Genomic DNA, 22,205 nt, shown 5'->3' on the forward strand with positions numbered 1-22,205 from the left:
GCACGACGGGGTCATGATGCTCGGTTCAACGGCACATGAGACGAGTAATGGCTACGAAAAGGGGAGAGAAAACCTGAAACACAATCCTTCAGCATTGCAGCATCGCATCATGGTGGCACTTCCCGCGAAGTAACCGCGGCCGCCTGATGGCGAGTCGCCTGCGATGCGCGTTCCGCCACGCGGTTCCTTCCGCACGATGCACGATCATCAACTGTTCCGGGCACGGTGTCGCGTTCGGGGAAATATCAAGAAACAACGCCTTACAGGCCAGGGGAGATATACATGACGTTGAAAGCTCTGGATTGCCGCTCGTCCCTTTTGCGCGGCGCATCGTTGGCGGCTGTCGTCGCCTGTTTGCCATTGCCGGCGTTCGCGCAGGCACAAGCACCGGCGCAACCTGCCGCTGAAGCTCCTGCGACACTTGAACCGCAGGCCCCCGCCCAGACCGATGCCGCCGCACGCGACATCGTCGTCACCGGCTCGCGCATCGCGACGCGCGGCTTCACCGCGCCGACGCCGACGACGATGATCAGCGCGCAGGACATCGCGCAGAACGCGCAGCCCAACATCTTCAACACGATCGCGCAGTTGCCGTCGCTGCAAGGTTCGACCGGCACGCAGGTCAACACGTTCAGCACGTCGAGCGGCCAGCAGGGTCTCAGCTCGTTCTCGCTGCGCGGCGTGGGCGCGATCCGCACGCTGACCCTGCTCGACGGCCAGCGCGTCGTCGGCGCGAACGTGACCGGCGTTCCTGACGTCAGCCTGTTCCCGCAGTTGCTGGTCCAGCGCGTCGATGTCGTCAACGGTGGTGCTTCGGCTTCCTACGGGTCGGACGCGGTCGGCGGCGTGGTCAACTTCATCACCGATACGCGCTTCACCGGCATCAAGGGCAACCTTCAGGGCGGCATCACCACTTACGGCGACAACAAGCAGGTTCTGGCGCAGTTGGCGGTCGGCCAAAGCTTCTTCGACGGACGTCTGCATGTCGTCGCCAGCGGCGAATACGCGCATGACGAAGGCGTCGATGGCGGTGATTTCGGGCTGAAGATGGCCGGCGGCCGCACGTGGTTCCATCAGACCTCGATGATCAACCGCAACATCCTCAACGATGGGTCGCCGCAATACCTCATCCGCAACTACACGCAGTCAAACACGTACACCAAATACGGCCTCATCACCGGCGGCCCGCTTCAGGGCACCGCGTTCGACCAGTCGGGCAGGCCATTCCAGTTCCAGTACGGATCGAACGGCGTGCCGACGCGGGCGACCGGCGGCGGCGTCGCAGGCTGCTTTGGCGGCTCCTGCGTCGGCGGCGATCTGTCGGGCAATATCGACGTCGGCCGCTCGCTGCAATCCGCGCTCCAGCGCGTCGGCGGCTATAGCCGTGTCGGGTTCGACATCGCGCCCGACAATGAGCTGTATTTCACCGTGAACGTCGGTCAGGTGAAGACCAACAACCAGCCCGTCAACGGCATGAACAAGCCGGGTCTCACGATCCGGTGCGACAACGCGTTCTTGCCAGGATCGATCACGCAGGCTTGCAACAACGCGCCGCTTGCCCCTGGTGCAGACCCTAACGCGCCTAGAACCTTTCAGTTCGGCACCAGCAACGCCGCGCTTGGCAACACGCGCGTTTACACCAATCGTCGCCAGTATCGCTTCGTCGCCGGCGCCAAGGGCCGCGTGCCAGTCGCAGGCACCGAATGGTCCTACGACATCTACGGTGAACACGGCACGAACTACACCAACGTCGACGTGAACAACATCCTGCTCAACGGTCGCTTCAACAACGCGATCGACGCGATCTCGGTCGGCGGCCAGATCGTCTGCCGCGACCCGGTGGCCCGGGCGAGCGGCTGCCAGCCGCTCAACATCTTCGGCGGCAACCCTTCGGCACAGTCGCTGAGCTACGTCATGCCCGACAACGGGCCGTATCAGCGCACGCGCCAGACGCAGGACGTGTTGAGCATCAACTTCTCGGGCGCGCCGCTCGATTTGTGGGCCGGCCCGCTGTCGATCGCGTTCGGTGGTGAATTCCGTCACGAATTCTACAAGGTGACGGCCGATCCTTATGGCGCCGGCTCCGCCAATACACCGTACAACAGCGCTTATCCGGCCGATCCGCTCCTGAACACTAGCGGCAATGGCAACTGGTATGCGGGCACCTATAAGAACGGCCACGGTGCCTACAGCGTCAAGGAAGGCTTCTTCGAGGCCAATTTGCCGATCCTCAATTCGGATGCGCTCGGCCATGCCAATCTGAACGGGGCGGCGCGTATTACCGATTACAGCACCTCGGGCACGGTCTGGGCGTGGAAGATCGGCGGCACCTGGGCGCTCCCGATCGACGGCGTTCGCATCCGTGCGGTCACGTCGCGCGACGTGCGCGCACCGAACCTCTCGGAATTGTTCGCGGCTCCGGTCACACAGACGCTGCCCGGCACGTTAAATCCGTTCACCGGCGAGACCGTGGTGGCCGTCCAGAACGCGATCGGCAACACCGCGCTGAAGCCCGAAATCGCGCGCAACACCACCGCAGGCATCACACTCTCCAATCCGAAGTGGCTGCCTGGCCTCAGCGTGTCGTTCGACTGGTACAAGCTCAAGATCGAACATGTGATCTCGAGCCTCGGCGCGAACGACATCATCCAGCTATGCTTCCAGAAGCTCGTGCTCTCGACCTGCAGCGCCACCAACCTGAGCGATCCGACCGGCCCGTACTTCATCAACGCGCAGGCGTTCAACCTTGCCTCATATGACACCGAAGGCTTCGATATCGAGGCGAGCTATCGCTGGCAGCGGCCGCTGGGCTTGCCGGGCAACTTCACCGTGCGCGCCCTCGCCACGCACGTCATGAAGTTCGTGACCGATACCGGCCTGCCGGGCAACGTTCCGGTCGATTCGGCCGGTGACAACACCGGCAATACGCCGAGCTGGAAGTGGCTGGCGATCCAGAGCTACGACAACGACTCGTTCTCCTTGATGTTGCAGGAGCGCTGGTTCAGCGACGGCACCTTCGGCAACAAGTATATTGTCTGCCAGGCGGGATCTTGCCCGGTTTCGGACAACAACCATCCGACCATCGACAACAACTTCTATCCCGGTCGGTTCTACATGGATGTCGGCGGCAGCTACAATCTGACCAAGAACATCACCGCTTATGCCAAGATCGACAATATGTTCGATGTCGATCCGGCGGATTCGACGATCTTCAACAACCCGACGCTCTACGATCAGCTCGGCCGGACATATCGCGCCGGCGTTCGCTTCAAGCTGTAACCCTCCCCCCTCGACGGGGCGCGGCATCATGCCGCGCCCCTTTTTTTTGCCTGGACGGGATGACGACCATGAAAGCGATGCTTGCGACCGTTTCGATTGCCGCGCTGATGATGGGAGCGCCGGTCGCTGCCGCGCCGGCCGTGTCCAACGGCGTGACGGTACGGATCGACGCGACGCAGCGCTCGACCCCGGTCAGTCCGCACGAATATGGCATGTTCATCGAGCCGATCGGCGGACTCGTCAATCGGACGCTCTGGGCCGAACTGATCGACGATCGTAAATTTTACTATCCCGTTGTGCCCGCATCGCGCGACACGCCGCCGCCGCTCAACGCCGAGGGCAAGCCCGGCGTGAGCTATCGCAAATGGCGGCCGATCGGCGGCGACGATGCCGTGACGATGGATACGGCCAACCCCTATGTCGGCACGCAGAGCGCGAGCGTCACGCTTGGCGGCGCGGGTCCGCGCGGGCTGGGCCAGGCCGGCCTCGGCGTCGCGCGCGGCAAGCGGTACAGCGGACATCTTTGGATCAGCGGCGACGCCGGTGCTGCGGTAACGGTATCGCTGGTCTGGGGTCCACGCCCCGAGGATCGGCAGAGCATCGCCCTGCCCGCGCCTGCCGCCGCCTGGCAGCAGGCCGATTTCGCTTTCACCCCCGGCGCCGAAAGCAAGGATGCGCGGCTGGAGATCACCGGCACCGGCACGGGACGTTTCCGCGTCGGTGCGGTTTCGCTGATGCCGGCGGACAATATCAACGGCTGGCGCGCCGACACGACCGCGATCGCCAAGTCGCTCAACTCTGGCTTCTGGCGGCTGCCAGGCGGCAATTTCCTGTCCGACTGGGACTGGCACGAGGCGCTTGGCCCCCGCGACAAACGTCCGCCGATGTTCGACCATGCGTGGAGCGCGATGCAGACCAACGATCTCGGCATGGACGAGTGGATGGAGCTGTGTCGGATCATCGGCGTCGAACCCTATGTTACCGTCAACGCGGGATTGGGCGATGCCAATTCCGCCGCCGAGGAGGTCGAGTATCTCAACGGCGCGGCGAGCACCGACTGGGGCGCCAAGCGCGTGGCGAACGGCCATCCCGAGCCGTACCGCGTGAAATGGTGGAACATCGGCAACGAGCCGTTCGGCTGGTGGCAGATCGGCAAGACCTCGCTCGATTATTACACGATCAAGCACAACGAGTTCGCGCGGCTGATGCGCGCGCGCGATCCGTCGATCGTGCTGATCGCCTCGGGCGCGATGCCTGACCAGCTTCATCCCAAGGGCGTGAAGCAGAACTCCACGCTGGAAAGCATCCAGCCCAAGTTCGGCACCGAGGAGGACTGGACCGGCGGGTTGTTTGAGAAATCCTGGGGCACGTTCGAGGGCATCACCGAACATTGGTATGATCGCGCCGAGGAGCGACCGAACGCACCGCGCGGCGACGAGCTGATGGAATTCGTGCGCTCGCCGTCGAACCATGTCCGCATGGAGGCGCTCGAATGGGGGATCTACCAGCAGCGCTTCCCCAAGCTGCGCGATTCGGGCGTGTTCCTGTCGATCGACGAATATGCCTATATGGCCGGGCCGCCGAACCTGAAGTCGTCGCTCGCTTATGCAACGGTGTTGCAGGAGATGCTGCGCCACACCGATTTCCTCAAGATGGCGGCGTTCACCACCGGCGTCTCGACGATGGACATCACGCCGACCGACGCGACGCTCAATGCGACCGGCATGGTGTTCAAGCTGTTCGGCGAGCATTTCGGCGCAGGGACCGTGCCGGTCGCGGTCGACGGATCGTCACCCCAGCCGCAGCCGAAATATGACGTCGGCTATGCCCATCCCAAGGTGGTGGCGGGCAGCCCGACCTATCCGCTCGACGTGATCGCCGGGTTGTCGCCAGACGGCAAGACGTTGCGGGTCGGTGTGGTCAACGCGACCTATCAGCCGCAGCGGCTGGCTCTGTCCCTCGCAGGCGCGACGCTGCGTGGTGGCGGGACGCGCTGGCTGCTGGGCGGCAAGGCGCTGACCGCCGAGAACAAGGTCGGTGCGCCCGCGGGCGTGACGATCCGCGAAGCCAAGGTCAGCGGCGCGGCGCGCGGGCTGGTCGTGCCGGCGACCTCGGCGGTGATCTACGAGCTGCCGCTTCGCTGAGCGACCGGGGTTAGACCCCGGTCGCGTACAAAGCGTGATGGGTTAGGATGAACAAAGTGCGGCCTTCGCGCCCGCCCAGCACGAGTTGCAGCGGGCGTTCCGGCACGTCGATGCGGCGCACCAGCGCGCCGTCGGGGCCATAGACGAACACCTGCCCGTTGGCGACGTAGAGCGTCCCGTCCGCGCCGCGGGCGACGCTCTCGCCACCGCGATCCGCGACGATCTTGAGGTCGGTGACGCTGCCCCCTGCCCCGACCAGACCGCTGTAGGTGCGATTCTCCGAAGCGTTGGTCAGCGTGACACGTGCGCCCGGGGCGGCGCCGACGAGGCCGTAGGCGTCGAGCGGATCGGACCAGCGCCAGCCCTGCTGATCGTCCGGCCCCTGGTTCCACACGCGGAACGCCGGCAGCACCAGCGAGCCGTCGGGCGAGACATATTCCTGCGGCTTGGCCTCACCCATCTTGATGGTGAAGAAGTCGGCCAGCGTGGGATAGGTATAGGTCTTGGGGTCGATGCGGTCGTCGAACTCGCCGTTCGCCCAGACGTTGCCGGGGAGCAACGTCGTGGCGGAAGGATGCGGCCTGGCCGGGGTCGGCGCGATCACGCGCACCGCCGCCGGCTTGGCGGGGTCGATGCTGTAGACGGTGCCGTCGCGGCCCGCCGAGGACAGCACCATCAGGTCGCCCGAACGATCGACCGCGAGGCTGACCGGATCGAGCGGCAGATCGGCGATGGTTTCCAGCCCGCCTTCTCGCGACCAGCCGTGGATACGGTTGAAGAAGCGGTCGACGAAGTAGAGCTTGCCCTTCGCGTCGGTGGCCGCACCCGCGATCGAATAGAAACCGTCGGCGAGTTTCTCGACGCCCTGCGTCACCGGCACCGCGCTCGCCGTAGCGGCGGCAGCGGGGGCCGGCGGCACGTCGAGCTTGGCAAAATCGCGTTCGCGGACCTGCTGCTGGCGAGTCACGTCGGTGATCGCATTGTCGAACGGATATTTGCTCGCCCGCGCGAATGTCCCGCAACCCTTGGTGTCGCAGCTCGCGAAGCCGCTCTCGGCGTTCACCTGAACGTTGCGGAAGCGGATGTTCCCTGAGTTGAACAGCCGGATCGCGGTGTCCATCGGCTTGGCGGTGCGTGTGACGCGGTACGAATGGTAATTGGCGAACAGGATGTTGCGGGAATTGTGGAACTCGGTGGAGACCGCGTTGACGCCGTCGCGGACCTCCTGTTCGGTCTGCGGGCCGAGGAACTCCCAATTGGCGACATTCTCCAGCACGATCTCATGCCGGTAATGATGCTCGGCGGAGAGTTCGTAGACATGCCCGGGCGTGGTGGTGTCGGATACGCGGAAGCCAGCCGAGGCGAGCGTGTTGGGCGACCAGATCGCCGCGAAGGTGCCGCCGCCACCGTCGGTCACCCAGATGCTCGCCTGCTGGCTGTCGGGATGGACGCGCGGATCGCCGAACTTCGCCTGCATCGTGCCGTCGCGCAGCACCGGGCCTTCGATCCGCACGTCATTGACCATCGAGGCGGCGCCCGCCTTCCACACCAGAGCCGATGCGCGCGGATTGATGCTGCCGGCCCACAAACCAAGGCCAGAGACGATCGCATCGCCACCCTTCGCGCTCTCCAGCAGCGCCTTGGGGCTGCCGACGCCGGCAAAGGCCGGCGTGTCGTCGCGCAGGAACAGCCGCGTGCGCGCGGGATGCAGCGCGATCAGCACGCTGTCGGGCCGCAGCTTGAGCGTATCGGTAAGGCGGTAGCGCCCGACCGGCAGATAGAGGATGCGGTGCGTGTCGATCGCGCGCTGGAGTGCGGCGGTATCGTCAGCCTCGCCGTCGCCCTTGGCGCCGAGATCGCGCGCGTTCGCCCAGGCCGAGACCGGCGGCATCGCGCGGATCGCCGGCGCCGGCGCCGCCGGCATGCGCGCGAGCGGGACGATATCGGCATCGGTGGCATACGCGCCCATCTGCCCGAGGCCGGCGAGCTTCAGCCCGTAAGAGAAATCGCGCACGCGGTAGCGCGCGCCGGCGCCCGCCACGACCGTATTGCTCTCGCGCATGCGGGCAAACACCGGCACATTCTGCGCGACGGCATTGTCAAAGCCGATCTTGGTGTGAACGTCCTTCTCGTTGGAGATCAGCACGCCCGCGTTGGTGATATTCTCGAAGCGGAGGTTCTTGCCCCACAGGAAATCCGAATAGCCGCGGTCGATCTCGATCCCGACCGGCGTGTCGCGGATCGCGACGTTGACCAAGGTCAGCCCGACCTCATGCTCGCGGATCGCCGCTTCGCTCTGCCCCTCGAAGGTCGAATCGAGCAAGGTGAACGGCCACATCGGCGCGGTCTTCTCGGTGACGATGCCGTAGCGGCCGCCGTAGAAATGGAGATCCTCACAGGCGTTGCCGACCTGATAGACACCAGCGAACCCCGAGCCGAGATGGAAGTCGATATGGCGCAGATAGGCGTGCTGCGCGACGCGGAAGCGCACTGCGACCGCACCGGCATTGCCATTTCCGATCTCGAAATCGACGTTCGACAGCGCCGAATAGAAGGTCGTCTGGGTCGCGTCGAAGATGGTCGGATCGAATGGCACGGTGGTACGCGGGGGCACCGCTGGCTTCCCCGAACGGAACTGGTCCTCGCCAGTGAAGGCGACCATCGCGCCGATGCCGCTGGCGAACCCCGGCGTGTTGTCGCCGAGCACGATCACGGGCCGGGTCTTGCCGACACCGAACACGCGCACGCCCGAGCGCAGCAGGATACTGCGGCTGATCCGGTAGCGTCCGGCGGGCACGAAGACGAGGCCATTGCCGGTCGGTGCCGCCGCCGAGTCGATCGCCTGCTGGAGCGCAGCGGTATCGTCGGCGCGACCATCACCCACGCCCTTGACGATCACCGCGCGCGGATCGGCGGGAAGTGATTGATAAACCGAGGTGGAACGGGCCGCCGCAACCGCGGGAGCCATTGCGGCCAATATCGTGCCGACCAGAAACGCTGCCTTCATCGTCATCCTCCCAAGTCGCCGCCCCGCGCGGATGCACGAGCCAAGCACAACGACGCGCCGCGCCTTTTACGCAGTCGATCGAACCACTTCCTCGTAGCAGTGCTTGATGTTAACGTAAACATCGCCGATGGTCGTGGTTACGCGATGAAGATGCAAAAATTAGAGCGTGCGACGCTATAACGCACGAACGACGGAGGGGACGGATGGCGAATCGATATGCCTGGCAGCGTAATCTCATATGAGTGGTGAAGACTGGCGGCTGGTGATCGCGGCGGTCGCGGGGATCGTCCTGTCCGTCGTGCTGATCGTGCGGGTCCGACTGCATCCCTTCATAGGCCTGCTATGCGGGGCGTTCGCGGTCGGGCTATTCGCCGGGCTACCGCTCGTCGATACCGGCAAGGCGGTGCAGAAGGGCGTCGGCGACATCATCGGCGGGACTGGCCTGGTGGTGGCGCTGGGGCTCTCGTTGGGCGCGATGCTCCACCTCTCGGGCGCGGCCGCGTCGCTGGCGACGAGCGCGCTGCGGCTGACCGGCGTGCGCGCCGCGCCCTGGGCGACGCTGGGCGTGGCGATCATCATCGGCCTGCCATTGTTCTTCGAGACCGGGCTGGTGCTGCTGTTACCGATCGTGGTCGCCGCCGCCGAGGCGATGCCGCACCAGAAGGACAATGACGCCGCCAAACTGCGGCTCATCATGCCGGCGCTGGCCGGGCTCGGCGTGGTTCACGCGCTGGTGCCGCCGCATCCGGGGCCGCTGCTCGCGGTGGAAGCGCTGCATGCCAGCCTCGGCCTGACGATGTTGTACGGCATGCTGATCGCGGTGCCCGTAGCGATATTGGCAGGGCCGCTGCTGGCACGGATCGTCGCGCCCGGCGTGCGCCTGACGCCGACCGTGCTGAGCGACCACACGCTCGATCTGGCGCCGCCACCGCGCGCGGTGTCGTTGTTGATCGTGGTGTTACCGGTGCTGCTGATCGCGATCGGCGAGCTTGGGCAACTCATCCCGGCGGTCGCCGGGTCGGCTTTGCTGGCGGCCGCGCGCAATCCGGTGCTGGTGCTGCTCGCCACCAACCTGCTCGCCCTGCCGCTCCTGTTCGGGCGGCGGTTGGCCGAAGCGACCGTGCAGGACGCGGTGTGGCATGAGACGATGGCGAGCGCGGGCGCGATCCTGCTCGCGATCGGCGCGGGTGGTGCGCTCAAGCAGGTGCTGGTTTCAGCCGGCCTGTCCGATCTGCTCGCGCGGCTGGTGCTCGCCTATCCCGTGTCGCCGCTGCTGCTCGGCTGGCTGGTCGCGGTCGCGATCCGGCTCGCGGCGGGATCGGCGACGGTGGCGACGATCACCGCGGTCGGCATCATGCCGGGGGTGGTCGCCGCCTCGGGCGTGTCGCCGGAACTGACCGTGCTGGCGATCGGCGCGGGATCGGTGTTCTTCAGCCACGTCAACGATCCGGGGTTCTGGCTGGTCAAAAGCTATGTCGGCACCTCGACGCCGGACACGTTCCGAACGTGGTCGATGGTGGAGACGGTGATTTCGGTCGCTGGCCTGGCGGGGGTGTTCGCGCTGAGTTACGTGGTTTAGCGCCCTCGCAAACGACCCCGGAAGGGATCGTTATCATTGGGCCGGATCGGCCTGCTTCTACAGACAGGAAGATTGTTTCGAGAAAGCCCTTGCGGGCGAAATATGATAGCGTTACCACTTGGTGTAACGGGGCGGTTCGAACGATAGTCGGACGATCTGCCAAAGGGTGCCGCGCTGCAGGCGGCACCACATGCCGACCGGCGTGCCGATGAGATAGCATATAGAACAGATGCAGGATCGGGGAGGAGTATGAGCATTCCGCTTGGCTGTGCCGACAATCCGAAATTCGCGTCGCCGAACCGCGCGCCTGCATCGATCCAACGCCGACGTGGCTATGCCGCGACCGGCCCTGACGCCATTGCCGTTTCCCCCAGCCTCAGGGGTGCCGTTCGCGGCACCCCGTTTTTTTGGGTGCTTTGAAACGGGCTGAACTCTGCAAATCCACAACATAGCAACGACAAGCCGCCACCTACCGAGCGGCACGCACGGGAGAGTGATGGATGATCCGCAAAGACATGCTGCTGGGTCGCCGCGAGGCGCTGTTGGGGTCGGCACTCGCGGGTGCCGGGCTTGCGGCGGCGCCGGTCGCCGCATCGGCCGCGCGTACCGCCGCCCCGGCGGCATCGGGCACCTGTTCCACGCCACATAGTGCGGTTGCCAAAACGCAATATGGCCCGGTGCGCGGCTATGTCGCTGGGGGCATCTTCACCTTCAAGGGCGTGCCCTACGGCGATGACACGTCGGGCGAGAACCGCTGGTTGCCGGCCAAGCCGCCGAAGCGCTGGACCGAGGACTATCCCGCGCTCGCTTATGGCGCGAACTGCCCGCAGACGCTGCACAGCTTCCGCGCGACCGAGCATACCTTCCTCCAGCAATGGGACGACGGCTTCCTCGGCGAGGACATGCTCAAGCTCAACATCTGGAGGCCGTCGCTGAGCGGCAGCCGCCCGGTGATGGTCTATTTCCACGGTGGCGGGTATAGTTTCGGTTCGTCTTACGAACTCGCCTCGCACGATGGCGCGCAGATGGCGCGGCATCACGATGTCGTACAGGTTTCGATCAACCACCGGCTCAATGTGCTGGGCTTCCTCGATCTCACCGAACTGGGCGGCAGTGCTTACGAGGAGTCGGTCAACGTCAGCATGACCGATTGCATCGCCGCCTTGCGCTGGGTGCAGGAGAATATCGCGGCGTTCGGCGGCGATCCCGATAAGGTGATGATCTACGGCCAGTCCGGCGGCGGATCGAAGGTGACGACGTTGCTGGGGATGCGTGCCGGCAAGGGGATGATCCACCGTGCGGCGGTGCAGTCGGGCGGCGGCGGGGTGATCCCCTCCGCCGAGCAATCGCGCGAATTCTCGCGCCGGCTGATCCGCGAGCTTGGCGCGCGCGACATCGGCGCATTGCAGAAGGCGGACTGGAAGACGCTGTTCGACACCGGCAACAGGGTCGCGACCGACATCAACGGGCCGATGCGCGGGATGCCGGGGCCGTTGACGACGCCGCGCGTCGGCTGGGGTCCGACGCTCGACGGCAAGGTCATCGACGTGCGCTCGTTCTCGGAAGTCGCGCCGGAGATCTCGCGCGACATTCCCATGCTGATCGGCAACGTCAGCGAAGAGGGCATGCGGTTCGGCTCGAACCCGAGCGAGGCCGAGTGGCGTGCCGATCTCACCAAGCAGATGGGGGCGGCCAAGGCCGATGCTCTGATCGCTGCGATGAAGCGGGCGCATCCCGAAAAGGCGATCCGCACGCTCTCCTACGGAGTGCAGGGCCTCGCCAACCGCAACCGCGTGCAGGCGATGGTCGCGCTCAAACATGCGCAGCGCGCGGCGCCCGTGTACCAATATCTGTTCCAGTGGCAGTCGCCGCAACTCGATGGCGTCGCGGGCGCGTGGCACACCGCCGAACTCGCCTTCTGCTTCGACAATACCGCGCGCTGCGACCAAGGCACCGGCAACACGCCCGACGCGCAACGGCTGGCGCGCACGATGGCGACCGCCTGGGCGAACTTCGCGCGCACCGGCAACCCGAGCCAGCCCGGCCTCGCCTGGGCGCCGACCGATCCCGCGCGCTGCCAGACGATGGTGTTCGATAGCCAGTGCCGAATGGTCGACGATCCCGAAGGCGCGCCGCGCCGCATCCTGCTGGGCTGAGACACCGACATGAGGGGAAGAACGATGGGGGCTTTTCGACATCTGCTGGCGGCGGCGCTGCTGACGGCCGCGGTGCCGGCGGTGGCGCAGGACGCGCGCATGACGCCGATGGCCGCGCCCGCCCAACCGGACGCGATCGCCCTCAAGACCGGCGGGGTGACGGGTTCGACCGCGCCGGAAGCGTGGTTCAGCCAATATGGCGTGGCGATGACGCGCAACGTCAGCACCGCGACGCTCACCCCGTTCCTGCCCGACCCGGCCAAGGCGACCGGCGCGGCGGTGATCGTCGCGCCCGGCGGTGGCTTCCTGATGCTGTCGATGGAGAATGAGGGCTGGCGCGTCGCCAAGGCGTTCGCCGCGCGGGGCGTGGCCGCGTTCGTGCTCAAATACCGGCTCAAGCCGACGCCCGCCGGCATGCCGCAGTTCGAACAGGCGGTGGGCGCGATGTTCGCAAGCGCAGGCCGCGCGGACTCGCGGCTCAAGCCAGCCGATGCGGTCGCGGGCCTGTCCGACCAGATCGCCGATGCGCGCGCCGCGTTCGCGCTGGTGCGGAGCCGCGCCGCCGAATGGCGAGTCGATCCGGCGCGGGTCGGGATGATCGGCTTTTCGGCGGGTGCGATGACCACAATGGCGGTGGCGCTGGCCGCGCCCGAGGTGAAGCCGGCCTTCATCGCGCCGATCTACGGGTCGATGGAAGCGGTGTCGGTGCCCGCCGATGCGCCGCCGATGTTCGCGGCCTTGGCGAGCGACGATCCGCTGTTCGCGCACAAGGGCTTCGGGCTGATCGATGCGTGGCAGAAGGCGAACCGTCCGGTCGAATTCCACCTGTACGAACATGGCGGCCACGGCTTCGGGCTCGGCAAGCAGGGCACCACCAGCACCGGCTGGTTCGAAGCGATGATGCAATGGCTGGAGACGGGCGGGCTGCTCGCGCGCCGGTGAACAGGTCGAAAAGGAAGATGCGGATGATACCGAAAGCGTTGCCGATCGCCACGGCGGTGGCGTGGCTGGCATTGGCGAGCGCGGCGGATGCCGACGCCCCCGCCCTGCCCAGCCTCGCGCCCTATTTTCAACCGGCGACCGGCGCGGCGAAGGCGCCTGATGCGGACGGCTTCCTTCAGCGCTGGTTGCTGCTCGAACCGATCGTCAAGCCGAACCGGAGCAATTCGGGGTTCACCAACAGCTACGTCCGCACCGCGCTGACCACGCAATATTTCCCCGGCCAGTTCACCGCGCTTCCCAAGGACGGCGAGACGGTGAAAGGCGCCGCGCCGCTGCGCTGGCACGCCTTCGATGCTGTGCCGTTCGACGTGAAGCTGTTCACCTTCGCCGCCGCACTCGGCAAGCCAACCTATGGCGTGATCTTCAACGCGGTGACGGTGGTCCACAGCCCGCGCGAGATGAAGAACGTGCGGCTCGCGGTCGGGTCGAACGCGGCATCGATGTGGTGGCTCAACGGCACGGAGGCGGTGATGCTGTCGGGCGACAGGCGCATGGTGATGGACGACGTGCTCTCGCCCCGCCTGACGCTCGCCAAGGGCCGCAACGTGTTGCGCGGCGCGGTCATTAACGGCCCGGGCTTAAGCGATTTCTGCGTCCGCTTCCTTGATGAAGACGGCAAACCGATCCGCGACATCAGCGTGGACGTGAAGTGATGGCTGGAGACACGATGAGGCATTTCGCCACCGCCGCAGCCGGCCTTGCGGCTTTGCTGTCGCTGCCCGGCACCGCGAGCGCGCAACTCGCGGGTGAGCCGTTCATCCACGATCCCTCGACGATCATGGAATCGGAGGGCAAATATTACACGTTCGGCACGCGGGGCGGCGGGCTCGTCTCCGAGGATGGCTGGACGTGGCATAGCGGCGGCGAGCGGCCCGGCGGCGGACTTGCGCCCGACGTTATCAAGATCGGTGACCGCTATTATGTCGCCTACGCGGTCGGCGGGGGCGGCATGAACGGCGGCCACGCCAGCAACATCAAGATGATGTGGACCAAGTCGCTCGATCCAAAATCGCCCGACTTCGGCTATCACGATGTCGGCGTGGTCGCCTCCACCGATGGCGTCGAGAATGCCGATGCGATCGACCCGGCCTTTCTCTTCGTCGATGGCCGGCTGTGGCTGAGCTACGGCACCTATTACGGGTTCATCCGCATCGTCGAGCTTGACCCGAAGACCGGTGCGCGCCTCGCCGGCAACCAGCCGGTCGATGTCGCGATCGACATGGAGGCGACCGCGCTGATGTACCGCGACGGCTGGTATTATCTGCTCGGCACGCACGGCACCTGCTGCGACGGGCCGAACTCCTCGTACAACATCCGCGTCGGCCGCGCGAAGAGCGTGACCGGGCCGTATCTCGACAATATGGGCGTGCCGCTGCTCAAGGGCGGCGGCAAGCTGGTGATCGACGGGCGCGGGCGCACTTTCGGGCCGGGCCATTTCGGGCTGATCGATCTCGGCGGCGGCATGGAGAAATTCTCGATGCACTATGAGGCGGACATGGACCGCAGCGGGCGCAGCGTGCTCGCGATCCAGCCTTTGCTGTGGCGTGACGGTTGGCCGCTTGCCGGGGACAACCTCAAGGCGGGCACTTACGAGATCAAGTCGGAGCGTAGCGGCAACGCGCTTCAGTTGAACGTCGATTTCGTTCGCATCGCGTTCGACCCGCGCAAGTCGTTCTTCGCAAAGCCGGACACGCCGATCGTCGCCATCCCCGACCAGGCGCTCGCCGAGGATCAGGCGACCTGGCCAAAAGACAAGATCGCGGTCGATCTTGGCGAATATATGATCCGCCCGCATCAACAATGGACGATTACGCCGGTGGCAGCGGCAGGCGGCTATTTCGGATCGCCCTATTACAAGATCGTCGTCGCCGGCACCGACCGCGCGCTGGCCGCGACACCCGACGACGAGGTCGTGACCGCCCCCATTTTCACCGGCGCGGCGGAGCAATTGTGGCGGATCGACCAGCTTACCGACGGGTCGTACCGGATCACGCCGAAGCTGAAATCCGCGCGCCGTCGCGATGTCGCGCTCGTCGCGATCGGGGCGAGCACGCCGACGCTCGCCACCTTCGATCCGGCCAACGACGCCGGGCGGTGGACCTTCAAGGCGCCGTGACGCCACCCTTCCCGTCCATTGCCGTTTAGGAGCCGACCCGATGAACACGCCTTCCCGTTTCCGGCCGAGAGCCTGGCACCTCGCGCTGGCGCTCGCCACCTGCGCGCCGTCGATCGCGCTTGCGCAGGTCACGACCAATCCGCCCCCGGCGGTTCCCAACGCGCCGCCGGTGACGATCGAGCATATCAAGGTGCATGCGCCCTCGATCGAGGGCAATCTCGAAGGCGAAACCGCTGACCGCGACGTGCTGGTGGTGCTGCCGCCGAGCTATGCCAAGTCGCCGAAGCGCCGCTATCCGGTCGTCTATGCGCTGCACGGCTATTCGATCGGCGCCGAACAGTGGAGCAAGGAAATCCATCTGACCGACGCGAGCGCCGGCGCGTTCGCCAAGGGCGCCAAGGAGATGATCCTCGTCCTGCCCGATTCGAAGACGGTGCATAACGGATCGATGTATTCGAGTTCGGTGACGACCGGCGACTTCGAGACGTTCATCGCGCGCGACCTGATCGCCTATGTCGACGGGCATTATCGGACGATCGCTGACCGGCAGAGCCGCGGTCTCGCCGGGCATTCGATGGGCGGTTATGGCACCGCGCGCATCGGCATGAAGCATTCCGATATGTTCGGCGCGATCTACATGATGAGCCCGTGCTGCCTCTCGGCCCGCACCGCCGCGCCGGCCGATCCGCAGGCGGCGGCAACGCTCGAAGCGCTCAAATCTCCGGCGGAGTCGGCTAGCCTGCCGTTCATGCTGCGCGCGCAGCTTGCCGCCGCCGCCGCGTGGTCGCCCAACCCCAAGGCGCCGCCGCTGTACCTCGATTTGCCGACCAAGAACGGCGTCGCACAGCCGGACGTGCTGGCGAAATGGGCGGCAAACGCCCCGCTCGCCTTCGTCGACCAATATATCGGCAACCTGAAGCGCTACAGCGCGATCGCGATCGATGTCGGCGACCAAGACAGTCTGAAGGTGGATGCGGCCAAGCTCCACCAGATCCTCGACGACTACGGGGTCTCGAACAGCTTCACGATCTATTCGGGCACGCACACCAGCAATGTCGCGACGCGCGTGCAGGAATTCGTGCTGCCGTTCTTCAGCCAACACCTCAAGAGCAAGTGACCGCGAGCGTGCGGGGCAGTACGAAGCCGGAATGGGAATAACGACGCGAGCGAGATCATTGCGGGCAGGTTGCGCGGTCTCCGGCCGCGCAGCCGCTTTGCCGGATAGCCGGGAAAATCCGTGATGCAGGCACGAAACCTGTTGACGGCCGCGATCCGTCAGCACCAGGCCGGCCAGTTGGGTCAGGCCGAACAAGGCTATCGCGCGGTGCTCGCGCTCGAACCGCGCAATGCCGATGCGCTGCATCTCCTCGGCGTGGTCGCGCATCAGCGGGGCCACAATGATGCAGCGCTCGATCTGATCGGGCGCGCGATCGGGCAGAATGCGCGTGTCGCCGCGTTTCACAACAATCATGGCAATGTGCTCGGCCAGCTTGGCCGGCATGCGGATGCTATCGCCGCCTATCGTCAGGCGATCCGGCTCCAGCCGGAGCATGCCGAGGCATATTCCAGCCTGGCCGGGCTGCTGTCGCAGCAGGGCGACGCGCAGGAAGCGCTTGCCGCGATCGATCGTGCGCTCGCGCTACGACCGCGCGACGCCGGCAAACACGTCAACCGCGGCAACATCCTGCGCACGCTCGGCGCGGGCGACGCGGCGATCACCGCGTATCGGCGGGCGATCGAACTCGACCCGGCGCTGGCGGCGGCGCACAACAATCTCGGTCTGGCGCTGACTGCGCGCGAAGAGGTCGAGCCTGCGCTGTCGTGCTATCGGCGCGCGATCACGCTCAAGCCCGATTATGTCGAGGCGTATGTCCATCTCGGCAATGCGCTTCAGGATCTGGGGCAATCTGGCGAGGCGGCGCTGGCATACCGGCAAGCGCTGGCGCTCCAGCCAGACCGGGCGGACGCGCGGCTGGCGCTGGCGATGAGCGCGATCCCGATCATGCCCGCGACGGAAGCGGCTGCGGCGGGAACGCCGCACGCGTTCGCTGGCGCCTTGGACGAACTGGCCCAGTGGGCGACAACGCATCCGCAAGCCGTGCGTGATGCGGCAGGACGCAACCAGCCGTTCTACCTCGCCTATCGTCCTGTGGACGTCACCGGCGCGTTGTGTCGCTATGGCGATCTCGTCGCCACGCCGCAGCCTTTCCTGGATCGCGGCGCGCGAGCCGGGCGGCTCCGCCTGCTGATCGTCAGCGCGCATGTGCGGGACCATCCGGTGTGGCGCGTCATCCTGCAGGGCTTGATGACCCATCTGGACCGAAGCCGCTTCGACGTTGCGCTGTTCCACACCGGCGCCCGCACCGACGCGCATACCGCATGGGCGGCGGCGAATGTCGATACGTTCGTCGGCGGCGAGCGGAACGTCGCGGCGTGGCGCGCGAAGATCGTGGAGCACCGCCCCGACATCATCCTGTACCCGGAGGTCGGCATGGACCCGGTTACGGGCGCGCTGGCGAGCCAACGTCTGGCGGCGGTGCAGGCGGCTGCGTGGGGACATCCGATCACCACCGGCCTGCCGACGATCGATCTGTTCTTCAGCGGCGAGGCGCTGGAAGCGCTGGACGCCGAGCGCCACTATCGCGAGCGGCTGATACGCTTGCCACGCACCGGCGTCAGCATCGAATGGACAGCGGACCAAAGCGAGCCGTGGCGGGGGCCGGAGCGCGCGGCGGGCGTGGTTCGCTTCGCATTGTGCCAGCAGCCGATCAAGTTCGACCCCGCCGACGACGCGCTGCTGACTCGCATCGCCGAAGGCAGCGGCGCGTGCGAATTCTGGCTGGTCATGCCGAACCGTCAGCAATGGGCGGGGAAACAGCTCGTCGCGCGGCTGCGGGACCGCTTCGCTGGGGCGGGGCTCGACCCCGATCGCTACATCAAGGTCGCGCCGTGGATGACGTCGCGCGCGTTCAACGGCTTTCTGGAGGCGATGGACGTGTATCTCGATTGTCCGGCCTTCTCGGGCTTCACGACCGCGTTGCAGGCGGTGCAGCGGGGATTGCCGATCGTAACGCTCGAAGGCCGCTTCCTGCGTCAGCGCATGGCCGCCGGGTTGCTCCGCGACATCGGCATGGCAGACGGGATCACCCACACGCCCGACGACTATGTCGGGCGCGCGGTCACCTGGGCGAACGAGGCCCGGGATGCGGCGCGCTGGAGCAGATCGCGCGACCTGCTCCGAAGCGCCGCCAGCCGGGCGATGAGCGACCCTGAACCGATGCTGCGGCTTCAGGATGTGCTTGTCGCCGCCGCCAATTAGCGGGACAGCAACGCCGCTTCGCCCCATGTCACCGGCAGCGTCGCGGGATCGGCCACGGGCGCGCGCGCGACAAGTTCGATGATCTTGACGCCCGACACGTCGGCGGTGAGCTGCTGCCCGGCATCGCCCCATTTGAGCGACCTGCTGGTCGCGAGGGGCTTGCCGTCGCCATACACCGTGAACGTCACGGCACTCCGATCGCGCGCCGAATCGTTGACGCCGACCGTGGCGGTGAAGCGGCGATAGCTTTGGTTGCGTACCTCCAGCCGCGAATTGGCCAGCACGCCGACGCCGGTGTCGAAGGTCTTGCCGGCGATCCGCAGCGCCTCGCCATAGGGGGCGCTATCGGCCTGCGCGCCGCCCCAGCCGGCGTAGATCGGGCGCTCGCCGCTGCCCTTGGTGCCCTGCCATCCCGAGGCCGAACGGTGGATCATGGGATCGGGCGCCGGTTCGACGACGCCGTCGACCGCCGGATTGACGTTGCCGGGCTGTTCGGAAAGATACAGGCCGTCTGCCAGCACGCGAGCGCCGCGCGCCTTGAACATCAACGTCTGATGCGGTTCGAGGTGGAGCTTGACCATGCCCCGGAAGCTTTGCTGCTTGCCGCTCCACAGGTCGGCCAGCGCGATGTCGGCATCATCCCGGAACTTCATCTGCGCGGCGGTCAGATCGACGTCGATCGGCGCCGCACTCCGGTTGAAGATCGCGACCGCCTTGTCGCCGGTGCTGAGCGTCTTGACGAACGTCTGGACCTCGTCGCTGTCGAATGCGACCACTGCCTGATGCCCGGCGGGGTCTTGATCGACCGCGATCACATCAGCGTTGCCGAACACGTCGAGCAGCGCTTTCGGCGCCTGCCGCAAGTCCATGCCGATCATCAACGGCGCGTCGATCATCGCCCACATCGAAAGGTGCGAACGCGCTTCGGTGATATGGTTCGCGTCGAAATCGCCCTTGCCGATGTACAGCATGTCGGGGTCGTTCCAGGAACCCGGATGCGCGTAGAAGGCGCGCTTGGCGGCACTGTCGAAGTTGGTGAGCATCCGGCCCCAGCTCGGATTGATGTCGTCGCTGGTGCGTGAGAGGCTGCCGAAATCCTTCCCCCAGGCGCGGACGTTGCCCGCGCCCCAGATGCACAGCGACAGCAGGAAGTCGCCATCGGGGTTGCTGCGGACCAGCGCTGCGTTGATCTGGCGGAACTCCGCCTGAACTGCGGGAATATCCGAGCGTGCGACAGAGTCCATGTCGAGCAGCGGCTTGAGTTCGCGGTACGCGCCCGATTTCACCTTTTCGCTGTCGGCACCATAAGCGCGCAGCCCGCAGCCATCGACCTTGATGAAGTCAAAACCCCATGCGGAGAAGAACAGGGCGATGTCCTGATCGACATGCCCGTACAACCCGACTTCGCGTTCCAGCACTGTGCCTTTGGGCAGATCGGTGTCGTCGGGCGAATAGGCTTGCGAACAGGTGTTGCGGCCAAGATCCGAATAGATGCCGACCTTGAGGCCCATCGCATGCACCCGATCGGTGAACGGCCGGAAGGTGGGGAGATCGGCACCCACCACGGCGGAGGGGAAGCGCGCGGTGCGGATGACGAGATTGCCGTCGGTCAGGCGCCGCTTGATTGCCCAGCCATCGTCAATGTTGACGTAGCGATAGCCTTTGCGCGCCAGCCCGCTGTCGACCAGCGCTTGCGCCGAACCGATAATCTTGGTCTCGTCGATATCCGTGGCGAAGGCGTTCCAGCTACTCCAGCCCATCGGCGGGGTTTGCGCGTGGCCGGACGTATAGGCCGACCAGCGGCCGGTCGGCGCCAGCGGATCGGCATTGGCCTGCGCCGTGAAACCGGCAAGCACCGCCGCCACCGCGAGCGTCGTACCGAGAAACCTCTTCATCCTGCCATCCTCCCGTTCTCCCGACCCCGAATCCGTGATCGTTTGTCGCCGCCGACGCTTAGCAGCGGCTCGATCAGACTGTTAGCGCTACCGCACACATATCTTCAACGCTGGCTCAGGAAAAATTCTCGCAAAGTTCAATTCGTAAGCGCGCCGGTTCGCAACGGACCGCGCAAATGCATGTTGATTGGGCCGACAGCCCAACACGATCGCGGCGCACGGTCCGTGCAAGAAGACTTGGGTCGCGCTGAGTTGGGATCGGTGCGCGATATCCCGTCGGATGCCGTGAAACTCTTAGACCGGAAGGTCACTTCGCGGACCTAAATCCGCGATATGGTTGTCGCGCACGTACCTTGAAGATAAACCACACGCTAACATTTGCGTTACGGCAAAACATTGGACATAAGAGGAAGGTTCCAAATGAACGTCTTTCCTGCAGCGCGCGTATATCGCCGCTCGATCACACGGACATATTGTCATGGCTGAAGAAACCCTGAACTCCATCGAGCTCGCGACCGAACTGACGATCGCGTGGCTCGGCAACCAGAACAACCGCGTGTCGGCCGAAGATGTGCCGGCCTTCCTGCGCACGATGCACGGCACCCTTCTCGAACTCGAATCGGGATCGTCGGCGTCGGACGCGGCTGGCGAAGAAACCGCTACCGCCGATGCGTTCCCGCCTGCGGTCTCGGTGCGCAAATCGCTCGCATCGAAAGACCACATCATCTCGATGATCGACGGCAAGCCCTACAAGACATTGCGCCGCCACCTTTCGACGCACGGGCTGACCGATGTGCAGTATCGCGAGCGTTACAATCTGCGCCCGGACTACCCGATGGTGTCCGAAAACTACTCGCTCGCGCGTCGCGCCATGGCGCAGCGGATCGGTCTGGGTCGCAAGGGTCGCGGCGCAGCGCCTGCTCCCGATGAAGCGCCGGCCGCAAACGAACCGAGCCCGGCGCCTACACCCGCCAAGCGCACGCGTCGCAAGGCCGACGAAGCCGCGTGATCTGAAAGCATCGCCCGACATGGGTCGGGCGATGCGCAGATGCCCCGGGCATGGAACAGCTCGGGCATGGTGGGCGGCACGATTGGTTCGAGACGCGCGCTGGCGTGCTGCGTGATGCGATGGCATAGGCCGCGCCATGTTCGCGATCGAGTCCGTCCGTACCATCTACCAGGGTTGGCTCAATCTGGTGACGGTGAAATTGCGCGCGCCCGATGGCGTGACGTTCGACCGGCATGTTATCGAACTCGGCAGGGCCGTTGTCGTCCTTCCCTATAATCCGGCGACCGGCATGGCGCTTGCCGTCTCGATGCCGCGCGCGCCCGTCACTCTGCTCGGTTTCCCGGACATGCTGGAGGCGATCGCCGGTAAGCTCGACAGCGCTGATCCCGAGGAATGTGCGCGCCGGGAGGCGATGGAGGAAGCCGGAGTGCGCCTCGGCACGCTCGATCATATCGGCTGCATCTGGCCGATGCCGAGCAACGCGACCGAGCGGCTGGACTATTTCCTTGCCAGCTATGACGATGCCGACCGGATCGCGGCCGGCGGCGGGCTCGTGGAAGAACAGGAAAACATCACGGTTCACGAGATCGCGCTGGCCGAGCTATGGACGCGCTACGAAACCAATCGTCTGCCAGACGGCAAGCTGGTCACCTTGCTGCTCGCGCTGCGGGTGCGCCGGCCCGATCTGTTCGCCTGACC

General features: G+C 65.7%; 13 protein-coding genes. 11 read left to right on the forward strand and 2 right to left on the reverse strand.

Annotation, left to right across the window (positions count from 1 at the left end; genetic code table 11):
- Positions 1-282 precede the first annotated feature (282 nt).
- Positions 283-3,279: a TonB-dependent receptor domain-containing protein gene (locus tag J0A91_RS16605; RefSeq protein WP_083224735.1), complete on the forward strand. Its 2,997-nt coding sequence runs from the start codon at positions 283-285 to the stop codon at positions 3,277-3,279.
- A 68-nt stretch (positions 3,280-3,347) separates the two neighbouring features.
- Positions 3,348-5,423 carry an alpha-L-arabinofuranosidase C-terminal domain-containing protein gene (locus tag J0A91_RS16610; protein ID WP_240502049.1) on the forward strand — a complete coding sequence of 692 codons (2,076 nt, stop codon included), beginning with the start codon at positions 3,348-3,350 and terminating at the stop codon, positions 5,421-5,423.
- A gap of 10 nt (positions 5,424-5,433) precedes the next feature.
- Here the strand turns inward: J0A91_RS16610 and J0A91_RS16615 are convergent, their stop codons facing one another.
- A complete protein-coding gene (locus J0A91_RS16615) occupies positions 5,434-8,436 on the reverse strand; it encodes a glycosyl hydrolase family 28-related protein (RefSeq protein ID WP_206364917.1) in 3,003 nt (1,000 codons plus the stop codon).
- Positions 8,437-8,668: 232 nt separating this feature from the next.
- Between J0A91_RS16615 and J0A91_RS16620 the strand changes: the two genes are divergently transcribed.
- From J0A91_RS16620 to J0A91_RS16650, 7 genes are all read left to right on the forward strand, one after another.
- A complete protein-coding gene (locus tag J0A91_RS16620; protein WP_069205825.1) occupies positions 8,669-10,009 on the forward strand; it encodes a GntP family permease in 1,341 nt (446 codons plus the stop codon).
- A gap of 500 nt (positions 10,010-10,509) precedes the next feature.
- On the forward strand, positions 10,510-12,165 hold the full coding sequence (locus J0A91_RS16625; protein ID WP_069205826.1) for a carboxylesterase/lipase family protein: 1,656 nt from the start codon (positions 10,510-10,512) through the stop codon (positions 12,163-12,165).
- Between the two features lie 24 nt (positions 12,166-12,189).
- Complete coding sequence (locus J0A91_RS16630; RefSeq protein WP_206364918.1) at positions 12,190-13,107, forward strand: alpha/beta hydrolase; 918 nt, start codon at positions 12,190-12,192, stop codon at positions 13,105-13,107.
- 23 nt (positions 13,108-13,130) lie between these two features.
- Entirely contained in the window at positions 13,131-13,820 is a 690-nt protein-coding gene (locus J0A91_RS16635) for an acetylxylan esterase (RefSeq protein ID WP_240502050.1), read from the forward strand.
- A 14-nt stretch (positions 13,821-13,834) separates the two neighbouring features.
- On the forward strand, positions 13,835-15,283 hold the full coding sequence (locus J0A91_RS16640; protein WP_069205828.1) for a family 43 glycosylhydrolase: 1,449 nt from the start codon (positions 13,835-13,837) through the stop codon (positions 15,281-15,283).
- 40 nt (positions 15,284-15,323) lie between these two features.
- Positions 15,324-16,400 carry an alpha/beta hydrolase gene (locus J0A91_RS16645; protein WP_069205829.1) on the forward strand — a complete coding sequence of 359 codons (1,077 nt, stop codon included), beginning with the start codon at positions 15,324-15,326 and terminating at the stop codon, positions 16,398-16,400.
- 123 nt (positions 16,401-16,523) lie between these two features.
- Positions 16,524-18,602, forward strand: a complete 2,079-nt coding sequence (locus J0A91_RS16650; protein ID WP_083224736.1) for an O-linked N-acetylglucosamine transferase, SPINDLY family protein — start codon at positions 16,524-16,526, stop codon at positions 18,600-18,602.
- On the opposite strand, the gene J0A91_RS16655 is transcribed toward J0A91_RS16650, so the two are convergent.
- Entirely contained in the window at positions 18,599-20,497 is a 1,899-nt protein-coding gene (locus J0A91_RS16655) for an NPCBM/NEW2 domain-containing protein (RefSeq protein ID WP_069205830.1), read from the reverse strand. The genes J0A91_RS16650 and J0A91_RS16655 overlap by 4 nt on opposite strands.
- Positions 20,498-20,975: 478 nt before the next feature.
- Between J0A91_RS16655 and J0A91_RS16660 the strand changes: the two genes are divergently transcribed.
- Positions 20,976-21,506: a Ros/MucR family transcriptional regulator gene (locus tag J0A91_RS16660; protein ID WP_069205831.1), complete on the forward strand. Its 531-nt coding sequence runs from the start codon at positions 20,976-20,978 to the stop codon at positions 21,504-21,506.
- A 136-nt stretch (positions 21,507-21,642) separates the two neighbouring features.
- Positions 21,643-22,203: an NUDIX domain-containing protein gene (locus J0A91_RS16665; protein WP_069205832.1), complete on the forward strand. Its 561-nt coding sequence runs from the start codon at positions 21,643-21,645 to the stop codon at positions 22,201-22,203.
- Positions 22,204-22,205: the final 2 nt, after the last annotated feature.

The sequence above is a fragment of the Sphingomonas panacis genome (assembly GCF_001717955.1).
GTDB lineage: Bacteria > Pseudomonadota > Alphaproteobacteria > Sphingomonadales > Sphingomonadaceae > Sphingomonas > Sphingomonas panacis.

Bases quoted from the DNA above. Each gene is read 5' to 3' on its own strand.
- J0A91_RS16605 (WP_083224735.1), top strand. From the start codon at position 283: ATGACGTTGAAAGCTCTGGATTGCCGCTCGTCCCTTTTGCGCGGCGCA.
- J0A91_RS16610 (WP_240502049.1), top strand. From the start codon at position 3,348: ATGAAAGCGATGCTTGCGACCGTTTCGATTGCCGCGCTGATGATGGGA.
- J0A91_RS16615 (WP_206364917.1), bottom strand. From the start codon at position 8,436: ATGACGATGAAGGCAGCGTTTCTGGTCGGCACGATATTGGCCGCAATG.
- J0A91_RS16620 (WP_069205825.1), top strand. From the start codon at position 8,669: ATGAGTGGTGAAGACTGGCGGCTGGTGATCGCGGCGGTCGCGGGGATC.
- J0A91_RS16625 (WP_069205826.1), top strand. From the start codon at position 10,510: ATGATCCGCAAAGACATGCTGCTGGGTCGCCGCGAGGCGCTGTTGGGG.
- J0A91_RS16630 (WP_206364918.1), top strand. From the start codon at position 12,190: ATGGGGGCTTTTCGACATCTGCTGGCGGCGGCGCTGCTGACGGCCGCG.
- J0A91_RS16635 (WP_240502050.1), top strand. From the start codon at position 13,131: ATGATACCGAAAGCGTTGCCGATCGCCACGGCGGTGGCGTGGCTGGCA.
- J0A91_RS16640 (WP_069205828.1), top strand. From the start codon at position 13,835: ATGAGGCATTTCGCCACCGCCGCAGCCGGCCTTGCGGCTTTGCTGTCG.
- J0A91_RS16645 (WP_069205829.1), top strand. From the start codon at position 15,324: ATGAACACGCCTTCCCGTTTCCGGCCGAGAGCCTGGCACCTCGCGCTG.
- J0A91_RS16650 (WP_083224736.1), top strand. From the start codon at position 16,524: ATGCAGGCACGAAACCTGTTGACGGCCGCGATCCGTCAGCACCAGGCC.
- J0A91_RS16655 (WP_069205830.1), bottom strand. From the start codon at position 20,497: ATGAAGAGGTTTCTCGGTACGACGCTCGCGGTGGCGGCGGTGCTTGCC.
- J0A91_RS16660 (WP_069205831.1), top strand. From the start codon at position 20,976: ATGGCTGAAGAAACCCTGAACTCCATCGAGCTCGCGACCGAACTGACG.
- J0A91_RS16665 (WP_069205832.1), top strand. From the start codon at position 21,643: ATGTTCGCGATCGAGTCCGTCCGTACCATCTACCAGGGTTGGCTCAAT.